This window comes from Paenibacillus wulumuqiensis (assembly GCF_000971965.1).
Taxonomy (GTDB): domain Bacteria; phylum Bacillota; class Bacilli; order Paenibacillales; family Paenibacillaceae; genus Saccharibacillus; species Saccharibacillus wulumuqiensis.
The window spans coordinates 123,059-138,686 of record NZ_LAQP01000017.1; the positions used below are offsets into that span (position 1 = coordinate 123,059).

Genomic DNA, 15,628 nt, shown 5'->3' on the forward strand with positions numbered 1-15,628 from the left:
TGGAAAGGAGGAATAACGTTGCATCCTGACAATTGGCAATCGCCCGAGACACACGGAGAACTTTCACTGTATAATCATAGAACACGCGATGATGCCGCCATGGAGATTACCCATCTGTACATGCGGATGACTGCGAATCTTTTTGAAGAGGAAGAATTAGCTATGGATTTTGATATGCGTGATCTGCCTACCCGTGAGATGCTTCAGAAATTCTCAGAGCGTATCCCTGAAATTGATATTACTGCGACAGAAGCAATGCTGCTGTTCCTGCGCACATCGTCCAATATTTTTAAAGTCAGCACACAACGATACGAACAATTCGGTATTTCGAGCGGCAAATTTTCGCTGCTTATTTTATTGTACCGCTATCAGGATACCGGACTACTGGCGACCGAGCTGGCCGAGCGGGCAGGCATTACCAAAGCTACAGTTACCGGTCTGATCGAACGCATGGAGCGTGATGGACTCGTTACCCGCCAGGACCACCCTTCCGACCGCCGTATGAGCATTATTCATCTTACCGATGAAGGAATATCGTTAATGAATGATCTGCTGCCTGTTCATTTTACGAGTACGTCCCGTATCATGAGTCATCTATCCGAAGCAGAGCGCGAAGTGCTGCTGGGGCTGATGCAGAAAATACAGCTGGGTATTTCGGAAGCGGAAAAGATCTAAATTACCACTCATCCGGGCATATTAATGCCCATTATCCGCTATATTGTTAGCCGACTTACTTTATAAATTAAAGGTAAATTCCGTCTGTCCTGCTGCTGGCTGCCTGTATTTCGACTCTACAGATATGCAGCCGCTGCCAAAGCAATGATCCACAGTGATGATCTGCAGAATGTATTCACCCATTTATCCATCCCAAGTGATCAAGGAGAGTTATTATTCATGAATCGCAATCAAATCGCAAGTCTGGTTATCCCCGTGATTTCTATCGCCTGCCTGCTGGGCAGCGGATTCCTGCTGCAGGCCAAAGGCCATGATCAGGTGACTCTGTCCCAATCTTCCCGCAGCGCTACACTCAGCTCCGACACGGTACATGTATCGTTCGAACAAGTTGGCGGCAAAGTGACTACTATTCCTTATCAGGAAGAAAAAATCGTCAAACAAGGCGATGTACTGATGAAGCTCGATTCCACCGATGTGGATCTGCAGATTGAACAGCTGCAAAAACAGATCCAGCAGTTCGATACCCAGATCCAACAGCAGGAACAATCAATCAAACTGGGCTATTCCAAAGCCACGACCCAGGAAAAGCAGGCTCAGCTCGCTATTGAACAGGCTCAGGTCAATCAGAGCAAGAGTCAGGCTGCACTGGAGGCATCCAAAGCGTCCCAGCGCCAGGCTGAAGCTGCACGCCGGCAGGCACAGTCTGCCCAGCGTCAGGCGGCCGCAGCCGAGAAGCAGGTTAATGACGGTTCCCGCAAGGAAGATATGCAGCAGCAGCAGATCGCCGTACAATCCGCTGCCAAAAGTCTGCAAACCGCCCAGACCAGCTATGACCGGACCAAAAAGTTGTATGATGCCGGTCTGAGCAGCAAAGCCGAAATGGACAGTGCCGACAATGCATTGACCCTTGCCAAAAACCAGCTCAGCCAGCAGCAGGAAGTACTCTCCAAACTGAAAAACGGTGCGACCGCCGAAGAACGCCAGCAGGCGAATGAGCGTACCCGCCAGGCTGCCGAACAGGTCAATCAGGCGACCGAGCAGGCAGGTCAGGCGGCTGTCAGCATCATCCAGGCCCAGGATGAGATCGAAGCTTCCCGTATTGCAGCCGAGAATTCCACTACCCAGCTGGACACCGTCGCCCAGACCCGTCAACAGCTGGCCGATCAGGAATTGTCCGTCAAACTGCTCAAGCAGCAAAAAGCCGCCCAGCAGGTCGAACTTAAGACGCTGATGCTCAAAAAAGCTCGCCTCGTGCTCAAAGCTCCGCAAAACGGCAAGATTACCGCCATCAGCACCAAAGTCGGTGAAAATATCGCCCAGGGTACCCCCGTGATCACCCTGGAGACGAACGAAATGTACTTTGATCTCTATGTAAGTGAAGATCAGGCCAGCAAGTTCAAGGCTAATCAACAGGTACCGGTTCATCTGCCTGCACTTAACAAGGACATGCAGGGCAAAGTTCGCTATGTGACGGCTGCACCGCAATTTGCCAACCTGCGTATGTCCCGGGAAAAAGGGGAAGCCGATATCGCCACCTTCCAGGTTCGCATTTATGTACCAAAAACCGGCTCGCTGCTGCCAGGCATGACCGCTGAGGTGAATACCGATGAAATCACTTCTTGACGAATGGAATTACCTGGTCAAATCCAAATATCCGATTATCGCCATCATGTTCCCGCTGATCGCTGTACTTGCATATACACTGCTGCTGCCGAGCAGCCAGATCAATGAATCCAGATTTGTGGTGGTGGACCAGGACAATACGGCCTACAGCCGTCAGCTGATTCAGAAAATCGATTCCTCCCAGTACATTCATGTCGCTCAGATCATCTCGTATGCCGAGCACCCGGAGGAATACTTTTATCATGAGCAGTATCTGGCTGTAATTTCCCTGCCCAAGGGGCTTGAAGACAACCATAACCGGGCGGTATCCAACCGTATCGGCCTGATTCTCGATAACACCAACACCCAGTCCGTGACCTTTATCCGGACAGCGATGCAGGAGATTACCGCTACGGAAAATATGCAGCTGTCCGTCCCTGCTCTGGCACGTACCGGTATGAGCAGCAGTCAGGCACAGGGTACGCTCAGCAATCTGGCAGTCGAAGTCCGGTCGCTGTTCAACCCGACGAGCAATTACCAGAACACGACCATTTTGACGTTTGTCTGCATGTTTTCCTTTATGATGCTGAATATCAATAGTCTGCCGATCGTGGCCCGGCTGCGGGTATCGCATCGGCTGGCCGGTGAGCTGCAGAATCCGTTTAATCTGCTGTTCCGGATCATTCCGTATTTGCTGTTTTCCACAGCCGGTCTGATTTTTGCCATGGGGGTATTGAAGCTGTTCGATGATACCCGGTTTGTCGGCAATCCGTTTTTGTTTATGATTCCAGTCATGCTGTATGTATTCGGATCGGTATGCATTAACATACTGGTCGCCTGGGGAGCCGCGCATCCCGGGATCGCTGTCTCGCGTATGCTGTTTATTTTCATGCCTGCCTTTGTACTGTCGGGCGGTACGATGGCCAGAGCGCTGTTCCCGCCGCTGGCGCTGCAGATCAGTGACTTTTTCCCGTTTGTATGGATGTTCAAATTCCTGCGCAGTCTGGGACTTCGCGGCGCACCGTTTCGGGAGATGCTGCCGGAGCTGGGCTCGATGATGCTGTATACCGGTGTGCTGGCGATGCTCGTCATTGCCCGCGGACTATGGGAAAAGCAAAAGCTGGCCAAAATGGCCGCCTCCGCACCAGCTGGTGAATTTCCCGGTGGGCCGCCTCCGGAAGCAGGAGGTCCACCCGGAGTGGGCGGCCCTCCATCCGGCGCACCGGCCAGTCTGCCTGATGCTTCCGGTTCTCCCGGTCCTAACGTGCTGCCTGCCGGTCCTCCTGCTCCGGCCCATGAACCATCATGCAGCTAAACAACGATGATACGAAATAGAGTGAATTCCCAGCATAATAGGCGGATCGGTGTAGTATGTCCTATATCGGTATAAAATGATCTATTTCGGCCTACACGGATCATATAGACTATCTGATCCACAGGTATTCCGTATGCTGCCCATCCTCTATATCGGCATAACAAAAAAAGCTGTTCCACAGTGAAAGTGATCGAACTGACCCTTGTTGACTTTAACAAGGACAGTTCCCACTTTTTCACTTGCGGAACAGCTTTTTCTTTAGGCATGTATAACCAGCTGCGTCATCTTATGTATTCACTGACGGATCAAGCCGGCATCATAAATATCCAATCGCCAAAACGATTATTGGGCAAATGTATCGGTCAGAACCGGAACGACCTGGGATTTACGGGATACGACACCTTTCAGCATAGCTGTGTGGTTATCCAGGGAGACGTTGTATGCTTTTTCCACAACATCTGTACGTTTACCCAGTGCCAGACCGACAGAGTCATTGTTCAGAATGTCGGTTACGACGAACAGGAACAGATCCAGACCTTTTTTCTCGATAACGGCGTTGATCGCTGTCTCAAGAGCAGCCTTCTGGGACAGTACGTCGTTTACGTCTACTGTATTTACCTGTGCGATTTCCACTTTGGCATCGCCCATCTGGAATTCTTTGGCATCCAGGGAGATCAATTGTTCTACGGATTTGCCGCTCAGATCTGCACCTGCTTTGAGCATATCCAGTCCGTATTTCTCGGCATCGACACCAGCGATTTCAGCCAGTTCGCGTGCCGCAGCTACATCCTGCTCGGTGCATGTCGGGGATTTGAACAGCAGGGAATCGGAGATGATCGCGGACAGCATCAGACCGGCGATTTCCTTGGAGATGGCTACACCATTCTCCTTGTACAATTTGTTCAGAATTGTTGCTGTGCAGCCTACAGGCTCAGCGCGATAGTACAGCGGTGCACTTGTCTCAAAGTTGGCAATACGATGGTGGTCGATAACTTCGGTTACGGTTACCTGATCGATATCGTCCGCACTTTGCTGACGCTCGTTATGGTCGACGAGGATAACTTCTTTCACTTCACTTACTTTGTCTACCAGACGCGGAGCAGCTACTTTGAAGTAGTCCAGTGCGTACTGGGTCTCGCCATTCACTTCACCCAGGCGTACCGCTTCTGCATCGACACCCAGTTCTTTTTTCAGTGCTGCATAGACGATTGCAGATGTAATTGTATCCGTGTCCGGATTTTTATGACCAAAAACCAATACTTGTGGCATAATGACACTCCTTTAGTAATATAGGTTTACGGGAAAAGTATATCTCACCTTGCCCGTTTTCTTCAATAGTATACCTTGTTTCCAAAGTAAAATGAAGTTAATCCAGACTAAGTTTATAGGAATAAATGTTCATTAATTACTGTACTCGTTGAGGATGGAACGATCTGCACCCATTGCAGAATTCATAAGATCCATCTGATTCAATTGCAGAAAGGACTGTGCACCTGCGGACAACTGAGCCGGATGAATGATCTGGCCATACAGATGACGAGTCTGCTCGGCCCATGGAACCGCGCATATTCCCCGGTTCCGGTCTTCCTCCAGTATTGTAAAAGACGGCAAAAATCCGATTCCCCACTGCTTCTGCACCGCCTGCTTGATCGCTTCGATACTGCCCAGTTCCCAGCGTACATCGGCATCCAGCGATGCCTGAGACATCGTCTCCAGCAGCCCTGCCCGGTAGGTGCATCCTTCTTCCGTGAGGATCAGCGGCTGGTCCGCCAGTGCTGCAGCCGACAGGGAAATCGCATCGGCGAGCGGATGCTGCTGATGCAGGATGATCATCATCTGCGCTTCGAACAATATCCTGCACTCGATACCGGTACTCTGATAAGGCTGGTCCAGAATCAATGCCAGATCCAGCTTGCCCTCTCTCACCTGCCGGATCAGCTCCGATTCCTGGCCGAGTACGATTTTAATTTTATATCCGGGATATTGATTGCGGAAGATTTCGAGCCGTTCCGGCAGATAGTAGAGCGACAGCGATTCGATCGTACCGATCGTGAGTACCGGCGCTTCGGGCTGCTGATGGATCACGGCCTCTTTTGCCTGCTGCTGCAGTTCCAGCAGCTGCCGGGCATAAGGCAGCAATCGCTCTCCCGCCGGTGTAGGCACGACCTGATTACCACTTCGCTGCAGCAGACGCTGACCGCCATACAGCTGCTCCAGCCGCTGGATATGGTTGGTGATGCTGGACTGGGCATAATCCAGTTCCAGGGCGGTACGCGTATAATTGCCCCATTTTACCAGCTCGCAAAACGTTCTCAGATAAAGCAGTTCCATCGCTGTGCCCCTTTCCTGTATCTATGCATTCTATAACGTTCAGCTTACGACAGATCATCATTTTATTGTAGCAAAATTGTTATCCACAGTGGATGGATCGATAGGTATCTTCAAATACGGATGCGCTATCGATCATACCGATCACTGCTATTCATAACTTCATCCTACTTGCCGCCTTGCCGTCCTGTACAATTCGTAGAGAAGACAGCATGACGCCGGTATAACCTCAACCAGCATCTGGTAGAGGAGCTGCCTGACAGCATGTTGGATCAATGATTTCTATATTAAAGGAGCTGACTGCAATGAACACACGTCCACGCTTTTCATCGGTTACCGAGATTCCTGCTGCATCCCCGGAAGAAGCCTATCGTCACTTCTCCCAACGTCTGGCCTACGAGACAGATGTCGCTGATGTGGCGGCAGATCTGGGCAAAGGCATTACCTCTTTTGTCCTGCTCGATGTTCGGGATGAACAAGCCTATGCGGAATGCCATATTCCCGGCGCCCTCTCCCTGCCCGGCCGCCGAATCACAGCGGAGAATACAGCTTCCTGGGATCGGACACAGACGATTATTACCTACTGCTGGGGACCCGCCTGCAATGGGGCCACCCGTGCAGCTGCCAAGCTGGCCCAGCTGGGGTTTCCGGTCAAGGAAATGATCGGCGGGATGGAGTACTGGCGTCAGGAAGGTGGCGCTGTGGAGGGCACACTTGGGAAAGAGGCTCCGATGTACTGGCAGGCACCTGGCAGTTGCTGAGGAATCGCATATTCTGATTTCTACGACTCATTTTCTCATGTTAAATTAAATCCCCGGTAATCTGTATATATGTACAGATCATCGGGGATGTTTTTTTATCCACAGTGGATAACTGGTTTTCGGGCTGTGAAACCGTGGATAGCGGGGATAATTTGTTAATAATTCCCTTGGCAGGTGGAGGGTGGTCTGAATGTAGTGAGTACATCCGCTGTGAAACGAGATTCTACTACTTCTTCCTTTTTAAATGTCGGGCGTTGGCAGAATTCTCTTTGCTTCACTCTGCGCAGGGAGATACCGGATACTGATGCAATAAAGCATTATCGCTACCAGCAGCATGAATACGGCACCTATCTGTACAGCGCCGGATATGGACCAGAGCTGGGCGGCGGCTCCAATCAGGAAGACGCAGACGATCTGCTGTACAGCCATGACCAGACTATATACACTGCTGATCCGGCCCATCATGCTGGCAGGCACATGATTCTGATAAAACGTAGTAAATCCTGTATTGGCAAAGGCCAGACTGAAAGCCAGCAGGAAGAAACCTGTTCCAGCCATCATCAGTGAACCTCCAAAAGCATAGATTATATAACCGATTCCTGTTCCGATCGCTCCGGCACCCAGCAGCCAGGCCACTGACAGCCGCTTGACCACCAGCATATTCACCAGTGCACCCACGCCCAGACCTGCACCTGCAATACTGACCAGATAGCTGTATTCGCTATCGGTTACATGCAGCACTTCTTTGGTTAGCGCCACTTCCTGGGAATCCAGACCGGCAGCCAGCACCATAATCAGATAGAACAGCAGGTAAATCGTTGTAGCCATTTTGTGCTGACTGCTAAAGATGGCGACCTCGGTCCAGTCTTTTTTCAACAATGCCCATGACATTGCCGAAGACGCGCTGTCCCCGCTGTGCTGCCCTTCTTCATTCAGCTTTAGCCAGCTGCGTAATTTGCGGGCGGCATGCTTTTGAGCCATTACCGCAGAAGTACCCGTAGAACGCTCCAGATCAGGCAGCAGCATCGTTATCAGTCCGGAGCATAAGAAACCTGCTGCCGTCAGGATGATCGCTGATTGCGGGCTCATGATCAGGAATAGCAGACCCGCTATCGCCGGTCCGATCAGAAATGCTCCTGAACTGATCAGGCTCTGTACAGCATTAAACCGTTTGCGGTGATTGCTTGGAACGAGCTGAACAATATAAGCCATCGAAGACGGGCGAAATACGGCGCTGGCCATATAAATAAACCAGACCACCCCGTAAATGGGCCAGATCCGATCAAAAAACGGCAGTGTAAACAACAGCACAGCTCGCATTAGATCCATCAGTATCATCAGATTACGCTTATTCATCCGATCGATCAGACTGCCGGCCCAGCCATTTGTACATAATGCAGCAAATGGCTGAAGCATATACAGACCGGCGATAGCCAGCGCCGAGCCCGACATGTCCAGCATCGTTAGATTCAAGGCGATCAGGAAGATCCAATCTCCTGTATAGGCAATTCCGATACCTGTCAGCAGAATCGCCGGATATTTCCAGTGAGACAGCATCTCTTGCCCTTTGGATAAGCTTATGTATTTCATTACTAATATCCCCTCTCTTGGTCAGGGACAGATCCATGAGGAAACCATCCCTGGTTGAAGTCATCTGATTCGCTACTACAGCGTATCTGTCGATCTTCGGATGGTTCCTGTATGTATTTCATTTTGCCTCCTCCTTTTCTGTCTTGAATTGCTTTACAGTGTATAACAGACAAACGGGATTTACAATGGAAAGGCACGGCTGGCATTTCCCTATAACGCATTATCCAGCGATTTCTAAGGCTGTGCCTAATTGGTTTATATCTTTTTATGGAACTGGCGATTAAAGACCACAGAACCAGTATAAGTATTAAATAAGACCTACTTTATCTTCAACAAATGGATGTCTTCCTCTGCTATGGACTATCGATACAGCCAGCAAGAATCTCATTAAGGGAGGAACTCGCATGATCGAGACGATGGAACCGCAATTCTGGAGTATGACCTATCAGGACCAGATTTCAAGGGAAGAAGCACTGGACTTCTATGATGAACTGGATGCCGTAGAGCTGGAAGAGATGATCGGAACCTGGCGCGGATTCGAGCTGCGCACCGGTCATCCGATGGAAGGAACACTGGAGAAGCTGCACTGGTACGGCAAGGCTTTTCATTCCATCGATAACGTTGACCCTTTGCTTTTTTATAAAAAAAATGGCAGCATCTTCGCTGCCGATCCGGGCCGTCTGATGGACAAGATGAAGCTGGTACCGAGCGATGGCGGAGAAGCCCGGCTGCGCATGGTCGAACACCGTGGACGCATTACGGCAACGATGATTTACGATCATCTGCCGATTATGGATCATTTCCGCAAAGTCAGTGTGGATGTGGTCATGGGCATGATGGATATGAAAAATAATCCGCTGCCATATTTCTTTTATCTCAAAAAGCTCGGTGCACCGGCGATTCGCTAACAGTTGTTATGTTAATAGCTGTTATATAATATGAACTCCTTTTCGCATCTATTACTTCGAAGTCCCTGTGTGGTCATAATGACCGCACAGGGACTTTTTATGAAGTGTGCCCTCAAGTAATACAGTAATACAGTAATGCAGTACGTGGTCTTATTATGCGTTTTGTGGGCAGAGTGGTTTGGCTGCTGTCCGGGCAGTCAGTTTAAGAAAAGTTTAACTTTATTTTAGATCTCGTACATAATTGGCATTCTTTTATTTATGGACATGTTAGAACCTTCTTCTATGATAAGTCAGTAGCTTCACACATGAGGATCGGCTCAGAGAGAGCTCTGAATATCAGGAGGGAAATTGATGAAGAATTATCCAACTTATTTGTTACTGCTGGCTGGAATCGTGACAGCCAGTCAGAGTATGACCACCCCCGCACTGGGTGCGCCAGTCAGCATTTCCGCTAATCCTATCCATCTGCAGCGTACAAGTTCGCTGGGTACCCTGTCTGCGGTGAGTTTGCAGTCCGGCGTAAGCGCCAAGCTGAGCAATATCCAGATGGCCCGCAAAAACACCGGCAGTATCCTCACCTATACCCTCACCTACACCAATAATACGTCCAGTCCATACAAGCTTATCAACGCCTTTTCCAAAGTTACGACTACACAGGGAATCACTGTCAAAGGCACCATCCTGCCCGAGGACAAAACCAAAACGATCGTGCCCGCCCACAATCAGTTATCCGTCACCTATTATATCAATTCCGGTACAGCAGCCAGCATCAAGGGAACCCGGGTCACCATGTTCGGCTGGGACTTTAACAGCTCCAACTATGAGAAAAAGCTGGGCAGCTTCAAGCTTCCTGCCGCCTATTCTTCTGCCATTTCCCAGGGACAGAGCAAAAAAGTCGTTATCGATAACCTGGCGATGATCCTGAAGGCAGAGAAACTTCAGACTATTCGATTTAACGATAAATCCTATGCTGTCGTCATGCTGAATATTACCAACAAGGGCTCCGAGACGCTAAGCTCGCCGAGCTACAAGACGTATCTGGAATCGGCTGGCGGCTCTTCGTTTGAGCTGCAGTTGGACCATGCAGGCCGCGAATACAGCATTCAGCCGGGAAGCAGCCGAACCGTCACCTATCTGACCGAGATTCCGGCGACTCTAAACATGAAAAAGATGTCACTGCTCATCACCCGCAATGAACCGACACTGCAGCTGGAACTGCCTGTCGCTTCTTTCCAATTGCCTGGTACCACCACTTCCAGTCTGGTCGTCCCTGCCAACAAGGTCAAAAAACTGGCGATCGGCAGCAGCACCGTAGAAACGCAGCTCAAGCAGGCCAGCATGTCAACGAACGGCGACAAAGCCGCCTGGGTTATGCAGTTCCGCATCAAAAACGCCAGCAGCCAGGCCGTCACGCTGCCCGCCTATGAACTGGCGATCAAATCATCCGAAGGCTATGCTTTCCCGATCCGTACCAAAGCGCTCAGCGGCGTTACGCTGAAACCGCTGGAAGACAAAGTGATCCAGCTGGCTGTCGACATACCGCTCAAGCTCAAGCAAAGTGCACTGCAGCTGCAGCTGGTTGAGCCTTCTGCACCTGCAAGCAGCAGTACGGACAGCACAGATACCAAAGAAGCAGCTCCCGCTCCGGCTGCGGATACGTTTACCCTGCCGACTGCCTTTTACAAAATTCCTTACGCCCAGGAACAGATGCAGTCCCAGCAGACGGAATATACGGTGGATAACAGCTATGGCAGCTTCGGCGTCACACTCGATTCGATCCAGCGGATGCCATGGTCCACGGAAGATATGGTCGTTGCTAAGATCCGTCTGCGCAATGCCGGCTCCTCTTCGGTGATGATTCCGGATCTAAACGGACTGATGAAAGCCGAGAACAACCGGACGAGCAGCCCGGTGCAGCTGGTAGCGGAAAATACCGATGCCTCTTCCCTGGCTGCCGGAGACAGCGCCGTCTATTACGTCATCGGCCGCTTCCCGTATGACCATAACCTGAACCAGCTCAAAATCGAACTGAACACTGTACCGGACAAAGCCGATACTTCCGCTGCTGCTGAGCCTTTCCTGACACTGAATACAGGGCAAATCAGCTCTGCTGTATCCAAGATTGCCAGCGGCGCTTCGTTCCATATCCCGACTGCCGGCAAGCGAGCCGAAGTCAAGGAACGACGCACCATTACTTATCAGGGTACAGGCCAGAATATCGCCTATACCGAGCTGGAAATGAATAGCGAAGAGACACGCACATCCAATCCATCCCGACTGGTCGCCTATTACAAAACATCGGATAACGAATACTATGAAGCTTCCGTTATCCAATCGAACAAAGCGATCCGGCCAAAAGGTAAAAATCTGATCACTATCTGGAGTCAGCTTCCATCCAATGTGAATACGTCCCAGCTGACACTGTATATCGGAGAAGGCGTCAAGGAAGGTCAGCTGGCTCAAGCGGACGACACACCTACCGCTTACATCAATGCGGTAGAACTTGCCTTGAAAAAGCAGACTCCGGCTCCGGTCGCAACACTCAGCAGCGAGATGGAACTGTTCCCGTATACCTTTGCCGTGACACGGGCTGTCGGTACGCTGGTGGAAGGTCAGGATACCGTCTCCTTTAACATGACTTATAATCTGACCAAAAACAGCAATTACGAGGCAGGTGACACCGGTCATCGCCTGATTATGCAGTGGGTGGACCCATCCGGTCAGATCCAGGAGAAAGCCATGGTTCCGGGTACCGATCTGGCTGCAGGCCAATCGCTCGCCTACTCCACATCCCTGACGAGCAGTGCCTACAAAACAACCAAAACCAGAAAATTCACCATCAATGTGTATGACGAATTCCAGGGTGAACGCATTCAACTGGGAAGCCAGAGCTACAATCTGGATATGGTGCTCACAACAGTGGACAACTCTTCCAACACCGGCAGTTCTGCACCTGCACCCGTTACTCCGGACACGCCGGATACTCCCGATACACCGGCGAATCCCGACAAACCTGGGACACCCGACAGTGCCGGCAAGGCAGGCAGCACCAGCAGGAACAGCAGTACGGACAATAGCAAAAATAGCCCATCGAACACTAATGGAGGAAAAGTATGAGAAGCAAAAAAGCAATCTGGATCACCGCTGCGACCGTTGTCGTCGCAGCTGCGGCAGCCGTATCCATCTACCATTTCTGGCCAAAACCCGAGCCGGAACCTGTCATCCCGCCCAATCTGATTACTGTACAAAAAGATAACATCTCTGTTCAGATCAAAGGCTCCGGAGCCACCAAAGCCACCAAGCAGACGACCGTCTATGCTGCTGATCAAGGCAATGTGAATCAGGTGCTCGGCACACTGAATATGAATGTCAAAAAAGGACAGGTGCTGATGACTTACAAAGGCGCCGATGTCTCCAAAGATATGCGGCAGCGTGTAACTACACTCAAGCAGCAGCAGACCGACCTGCACGACAAGCAGGAACAATACAAACAGCTCGTTATGGACAGCACTGTTCAGACCGATATAGATAGTGCCAAGCTGGCAATTGAAAAAGCCAAAACCGACATTGCCACCACCCAAGAAGAGATCGCTCTGCTGCAAAAAGATCAGATTCCCCATAATCCGCTGGTTGCTCCGGTCAGCGGTACAATTACCAAAGTCAACATCGTGCCCGGCGGAGCGGTCAGTAATGGCGCAGAAGTATTCACTATCGTAGACTATCAGGACCTGAGCGCCACGATTCAGGTCGATGAGATGAATATTCCCAAAATTCATATGGGCATGAAAGCTTCGGTACAGCTGGATGCCTTACCTGACCAGATTTATACGGGTCAGGTATCTGCTATCGCCAATGAAGGAGCGATCAAAAACGGTGTATCCACCTTTGCCGTTACGATTCATATGGACAAGGCTCCCAATGCCAAAGCAGGCATGTCGGCCCAGGCCACTATTTTTGTGGAAGAGAAAAAGAATATTCTCGTTCTTCCGATCGAGACCGTTACCCAGCGGGATGGCAAATACTTTGTCGAGCTGCAGGGCAAGCCTGATCCACAGGCACCAGCAGGTACTCCACCTGCCACTATAGAGAAAGAAATCAAGGTCGGGATTCATAATGAAAGCCTGATCGAAGTGAAAAGCGGTCTCAAAGAAGGCGACCAGATCATTGGACCGGAGGCTGATATGTTTGGCGGAGTCGGATTATCCATGGACGGTACCGATGCCGCCATGGATAGCTCTGCCACCGATACAGGAGAGGTGGCTGTCGACAGTAACACTTCAGCGGAGGGTGACACTGCGGCGAACACTGATTCCAGCTCTTCGGCAGATGGCAGTTCAACCGACAGCAGCTCCACTTCCGGTTCTTCTGCCGGCAGTACTTCTTCCGCAGACAGCAGCAGTACCTCGACGGATAGCACTTCTTCTACAGATAGCAGCACTAATACCTCGACAGGTAGCACATCATCTGCAGGCAGTGCCTCATCAACCGATGGCAGCTCTTCCACCGGTACCAGTACATCAACCGACAGTAGTTCTTCCACTGGAGGCGGCAGCCAATGAGTACAGAACCGCTGATCCGGATGGAGAATCTGCAGCATGGCTACACGATGGCAGGGCAGCGTACGCTGATTCTGCAGGGCATCTCCTTTACTATCGATCATGGCGAATTCGTAGCGATTATCGGCCCTTCCGGATCAGGCAAGTCGACATTGATGAATATGATCGGCTGCCTGGATCTACCGAATGAAGGTAACTATCTGCTGGATGGACAAAATGTACGCAAACTGTCGGATAACCGTCTGGCCCGAATCCGCAACGAGAAAATCGGCTTTATTTTTCAAAATTTCAATCTGCTGCCCAAGCTGTCGGCTATTGAAAATGTAGAACTTCCCCTGATCTATCGTGGCGTCTCCTACCGGGAACGAAAAAGAAACGCCGAGGAAGCATTGATCAAAGTCGGTCTGCAGGAACGAATGCATCACCGTCCCAATCAGCTGTCCGGGGGCCAGCAGCAGCGCGTAGCAATTGCCCGTGCACTGGCCGGTCAGCCTCCACTGCTGCTGGCGGATGAACCGACAGGTGCCCTGGACCCCAAGACAGGCAAAGAAGTAATGAGTATGCTGCAGTCGCTGAATGCACAGGGACATACCATCATTCTGATCACCCATGATCTGGAGATCGCCGAGCAGGCCAAACGGGTCATCCGTATTCATGATGGCCAGGTCGCTGAAGATCGGAGGATTGAATTATGATCTTCTTTCAAAGTATACGGATGGCCATGACAAGCGTGATTGGTAACAAAATACGTTCCTTTCTGACCATGCTTGGTATTATTATTGGTGTATCCTCCGTTATTCTGGTCGTATCGGTCGGACGGAATTTTACCAATCAGATCACCGGGCAATTTGACGGCCTGGGTACCAACCAGCTGATGGTATCCATTATGGGAATGGGAGTAACCAGTTCACTCACCTATGAAGAGGTAGATGCCTTCAGTCAGCTTCAGGGCGTCGATCTGGTCTCTCCTACCATTTCCGGCAGTGCTACTGCCAAATCCGGCAATCGTCATACGGATGCCTCACTGGAAGGCGTAACACCCAATTACCGCCCTCTCAAAAATTATCAGCTCCGGGCCGGCCGTTTCCTGCTGGATATCGACAGCCAGTATCGCCAGGCAGTCGCTGTACTGGGCTCCGAGGTTGCCAGCAAGCTGTATGGTGCCGGCAATCCGGTCGGTCAGGATGTACGGCTAAATGGAATACCTTTTAAAGTAGTGGGCGTGCTCCAGCCCAAAGGCTCTGACCTGAGCGGCTCGAACGATGACAAAGTACTGATTCCCATCGCTACAGCCGAGCGCTTTTTGCAGACCAAAGGCATTCAGTCCTTTGTCGTCAAAGCAGTGAACCGGCAGGATGTTCCGTCAGTCAAAGCCCAGCTAGAAGCCGGTCTAAACCATAAATTCAAAAATCATCCGGAAGCCTACAATGTATTTGATGCGCAGGAGATGATTGAGAGTTCGGAGAAAACCTCGGCGATGATGTCTACCGCCCTCGCCAGTATTGCAGGTATCTCCCTCATTGTCGGCGGTATCGGGATTATGAATATCATGATTATGTCCGTTAATGAACGTACCCGGGAAATCGGCATCCGCAAAGCACTGGGTGCCAAGAAAAGCAATATTCTGATGCAGTTTATGTTCGAGTCCATCGTACTGAGCAGCTTTGGCGGATTGATCGGTATAGGGGCAGGCATTGGGCTGACCTCCCTGGCCAGCAAGCTCCTCGGTAATCCTATCGATTACGCCTGGGATATCGTGCTGATCTCGTTTTTGTTTTCCTTTTTTATCGGTCTCGTATTTGGTATCAGTCCGGCCTACAAAGCTTCCCGGCTGCGGCCAATCCATGCACTACGTACCGACTGATGACACAGCGGAGCATGCCATTCACAGCT

The 15,628-nt window shown here is 50.8% G+C and carries 12 protein-coding genes; 9 read left to right on the forward strand and 3 right to left on the reverse strand.

Annotated elements, in window-relative coordinates:
* Positions 1-18: 18 nt before the first annotated feature.
* The 3 genes from WH45_RS19880 (at position 19) to WH45_RS19890 (ending at position 3,592) form a co-directional block, all read left to right on the forward strand.
* Complete coding sequence (locus WH45_RS19880) at positions 19-675, forward strand: MarR family winged helix-turn-helix transcriptional regulator (protein WP_235338428.1); 657 nt, start codon at positions 19-21, stop codon at positions 673-675.
* A 219-nt stretch (positions 676-894) separates the two neighbouring features.
* Positions 895-2,298 carry an HlyD family secretion protein gene (locus WH45_RS19885; protein WP_046216163.1) on the forward strand — a complete coding sequence of 468 codons (1,404 nt, stop codon included), beginning with the start codon at positions 895-897 and terminating at the stop codon, positions 2,296-2,298.
* Entirely contained in the window at positions 2,282-3,592 is a 1,311-nt protein-coding gene (locus tag WH45_RS19890; protein ID WP_046216164.1) for an ABC transporter permease, read from the forward strand. The genes WH45_RS19885 and WH45_RS19890 overlap by 17 nt, the downstream gene beginning before the upstream one ends.
* A 342-nt stretch (positions 3,593-3,934) precedes the next feature.
* Here the strand turns inward: WH45_RS19890 and WH45_RS19895 are convergent, their stop codons facing one another.
* Together WH45_RS19895 and WH45_RS19900 are read right to left on the reverse strand one after the other, a co-directional pair.
* The gene (locus WH45_RS19895) at positions 3,935-4,861 is read right to left on the reverse strand and encodes a manganese-dependent inorganic pyrophosphatase (RefSeq protein ID WP_046216165.1); all 927 of its coding nucleotides are present in this window, start codon (positions 4,859-4,861) and stop codon (positions 3,935-3,937) included.
* A gap of 132 nt (positions 4,862-4,993) precedes the next feature.
* Positions 4,994-5,923, reverse strand: a complete 930-nt coding sequence (locus tag WH45_RS19900) for a LysR family transcriptional regulator (protein WP_052723880.1) — start codon at positions 5,921-5,923, stop codon at positions 4,994-4,996.
* Positions 5,924-6,225: 302 nt separating this feature from the next.
* On the opposite strand from WH45_RS19900, the gene WH45_RS19905 reads away from it, so the two are divergent.
* Positions 6,226-6,681, forward strand: a complete 456-nt coding sequence (locus WH45_RS19905; RefSeq protein ID WP_046216166.1) for a rhodanese-like domain-containing protein — start codon at positions 6,226-6,228, stop codon at positions 6,679-6,681.
* Between the two features lie 240 nt (positions 6,682-6,921).
* Here WH45_RS19905 and WH45_RS19910 read toward each other — a convergent pair whose 3' ends face one another.
* On the reverse strand, positions 6,922-8,271 hold the full coding sequence (locus WH45_RS19910) for an MFS transporter (RefSeq protein WP_046216167.1): 1,350 nt from the start codon (positions 8,269-8,271) through the stop codon (positions 6,922-6,924).
* Positions 8,272-8,675: 404 nt separating this feature from the next.
* Here WH45_RS19910 and WH45_RS19915 point away from each other — a divergent pair, with 404 nt between their 5' ends.
* The 5 genes from WH45_RS19915 (at position 8,676) to WH45_RS19935 (ending at position 15,599) form a co-directional block, all read left to right on the forward strand.
* Entirely contained in the window at positions 8,676-9,179 is a 504-nt protein-coding gene (locus WH45_RS19915; protein ID WP_052723881.1) for a DUF4334 domain-containing protein, read from the forward strand.
* A 351-nt stretch (positions 9,180-9,530) separates the two neighbouring features.
* Positions 9,531-12,296: a hypothetical protein gene (locus tag WH45_RS19920; protein ID WP_046216168.1), complete on the forward strand. Its 2,766-nt coding sequence runs from the start codon at positions 9,531-9,533 to the stop codon at positions 12,294-12,296.
* Positions 12,293-13,738 (forward strand): efflux RND transporter periplasmic adaptor subunit, encoded by a 1,446-nt coding sequence (locus WH45_RS23010; RefSeq protein WP_052723882.1) that lies wholly within the window; start codon positions 12,293-12,295, stop codon positions 13,736-13,738. Before WH45_RS19920 ends, WH45_RS23010 begins: the two co-directional genes overlap by 4 nt.
* Positions 13,735-14,430 (forward strand): ABC transporter ATP-binding protein, encoded by a 696-nt coding sequence (locus WH45_RS19930; RefSeq protein ID WP_046216169.1) that lies wholly within the window; start codon positions 13,735-13,737, stop codon positions 14,428-14,430. Before WH45_RS23010 ends, WH45_RS19930 begins: the two co-directional genes overlap by 4 nt.
* The gene (locus WH45_RS19935) at positions 14,427-15,599 is read left to right on the forward strand and encodes an ABC transporter permease (protein WP_046216170.1); all 1,173 of its coding nucleotides are present in this window, start codon (positions 14,427-14,429) and stop codon (positions 15,597-15,599) included. Before WH45_RS19930 ends, WH45_RS19935 begins: the two co-directional genes overlap by 4 nt.
* Positions 15,600-15,628: the final 29 nt, after the last annotated feature.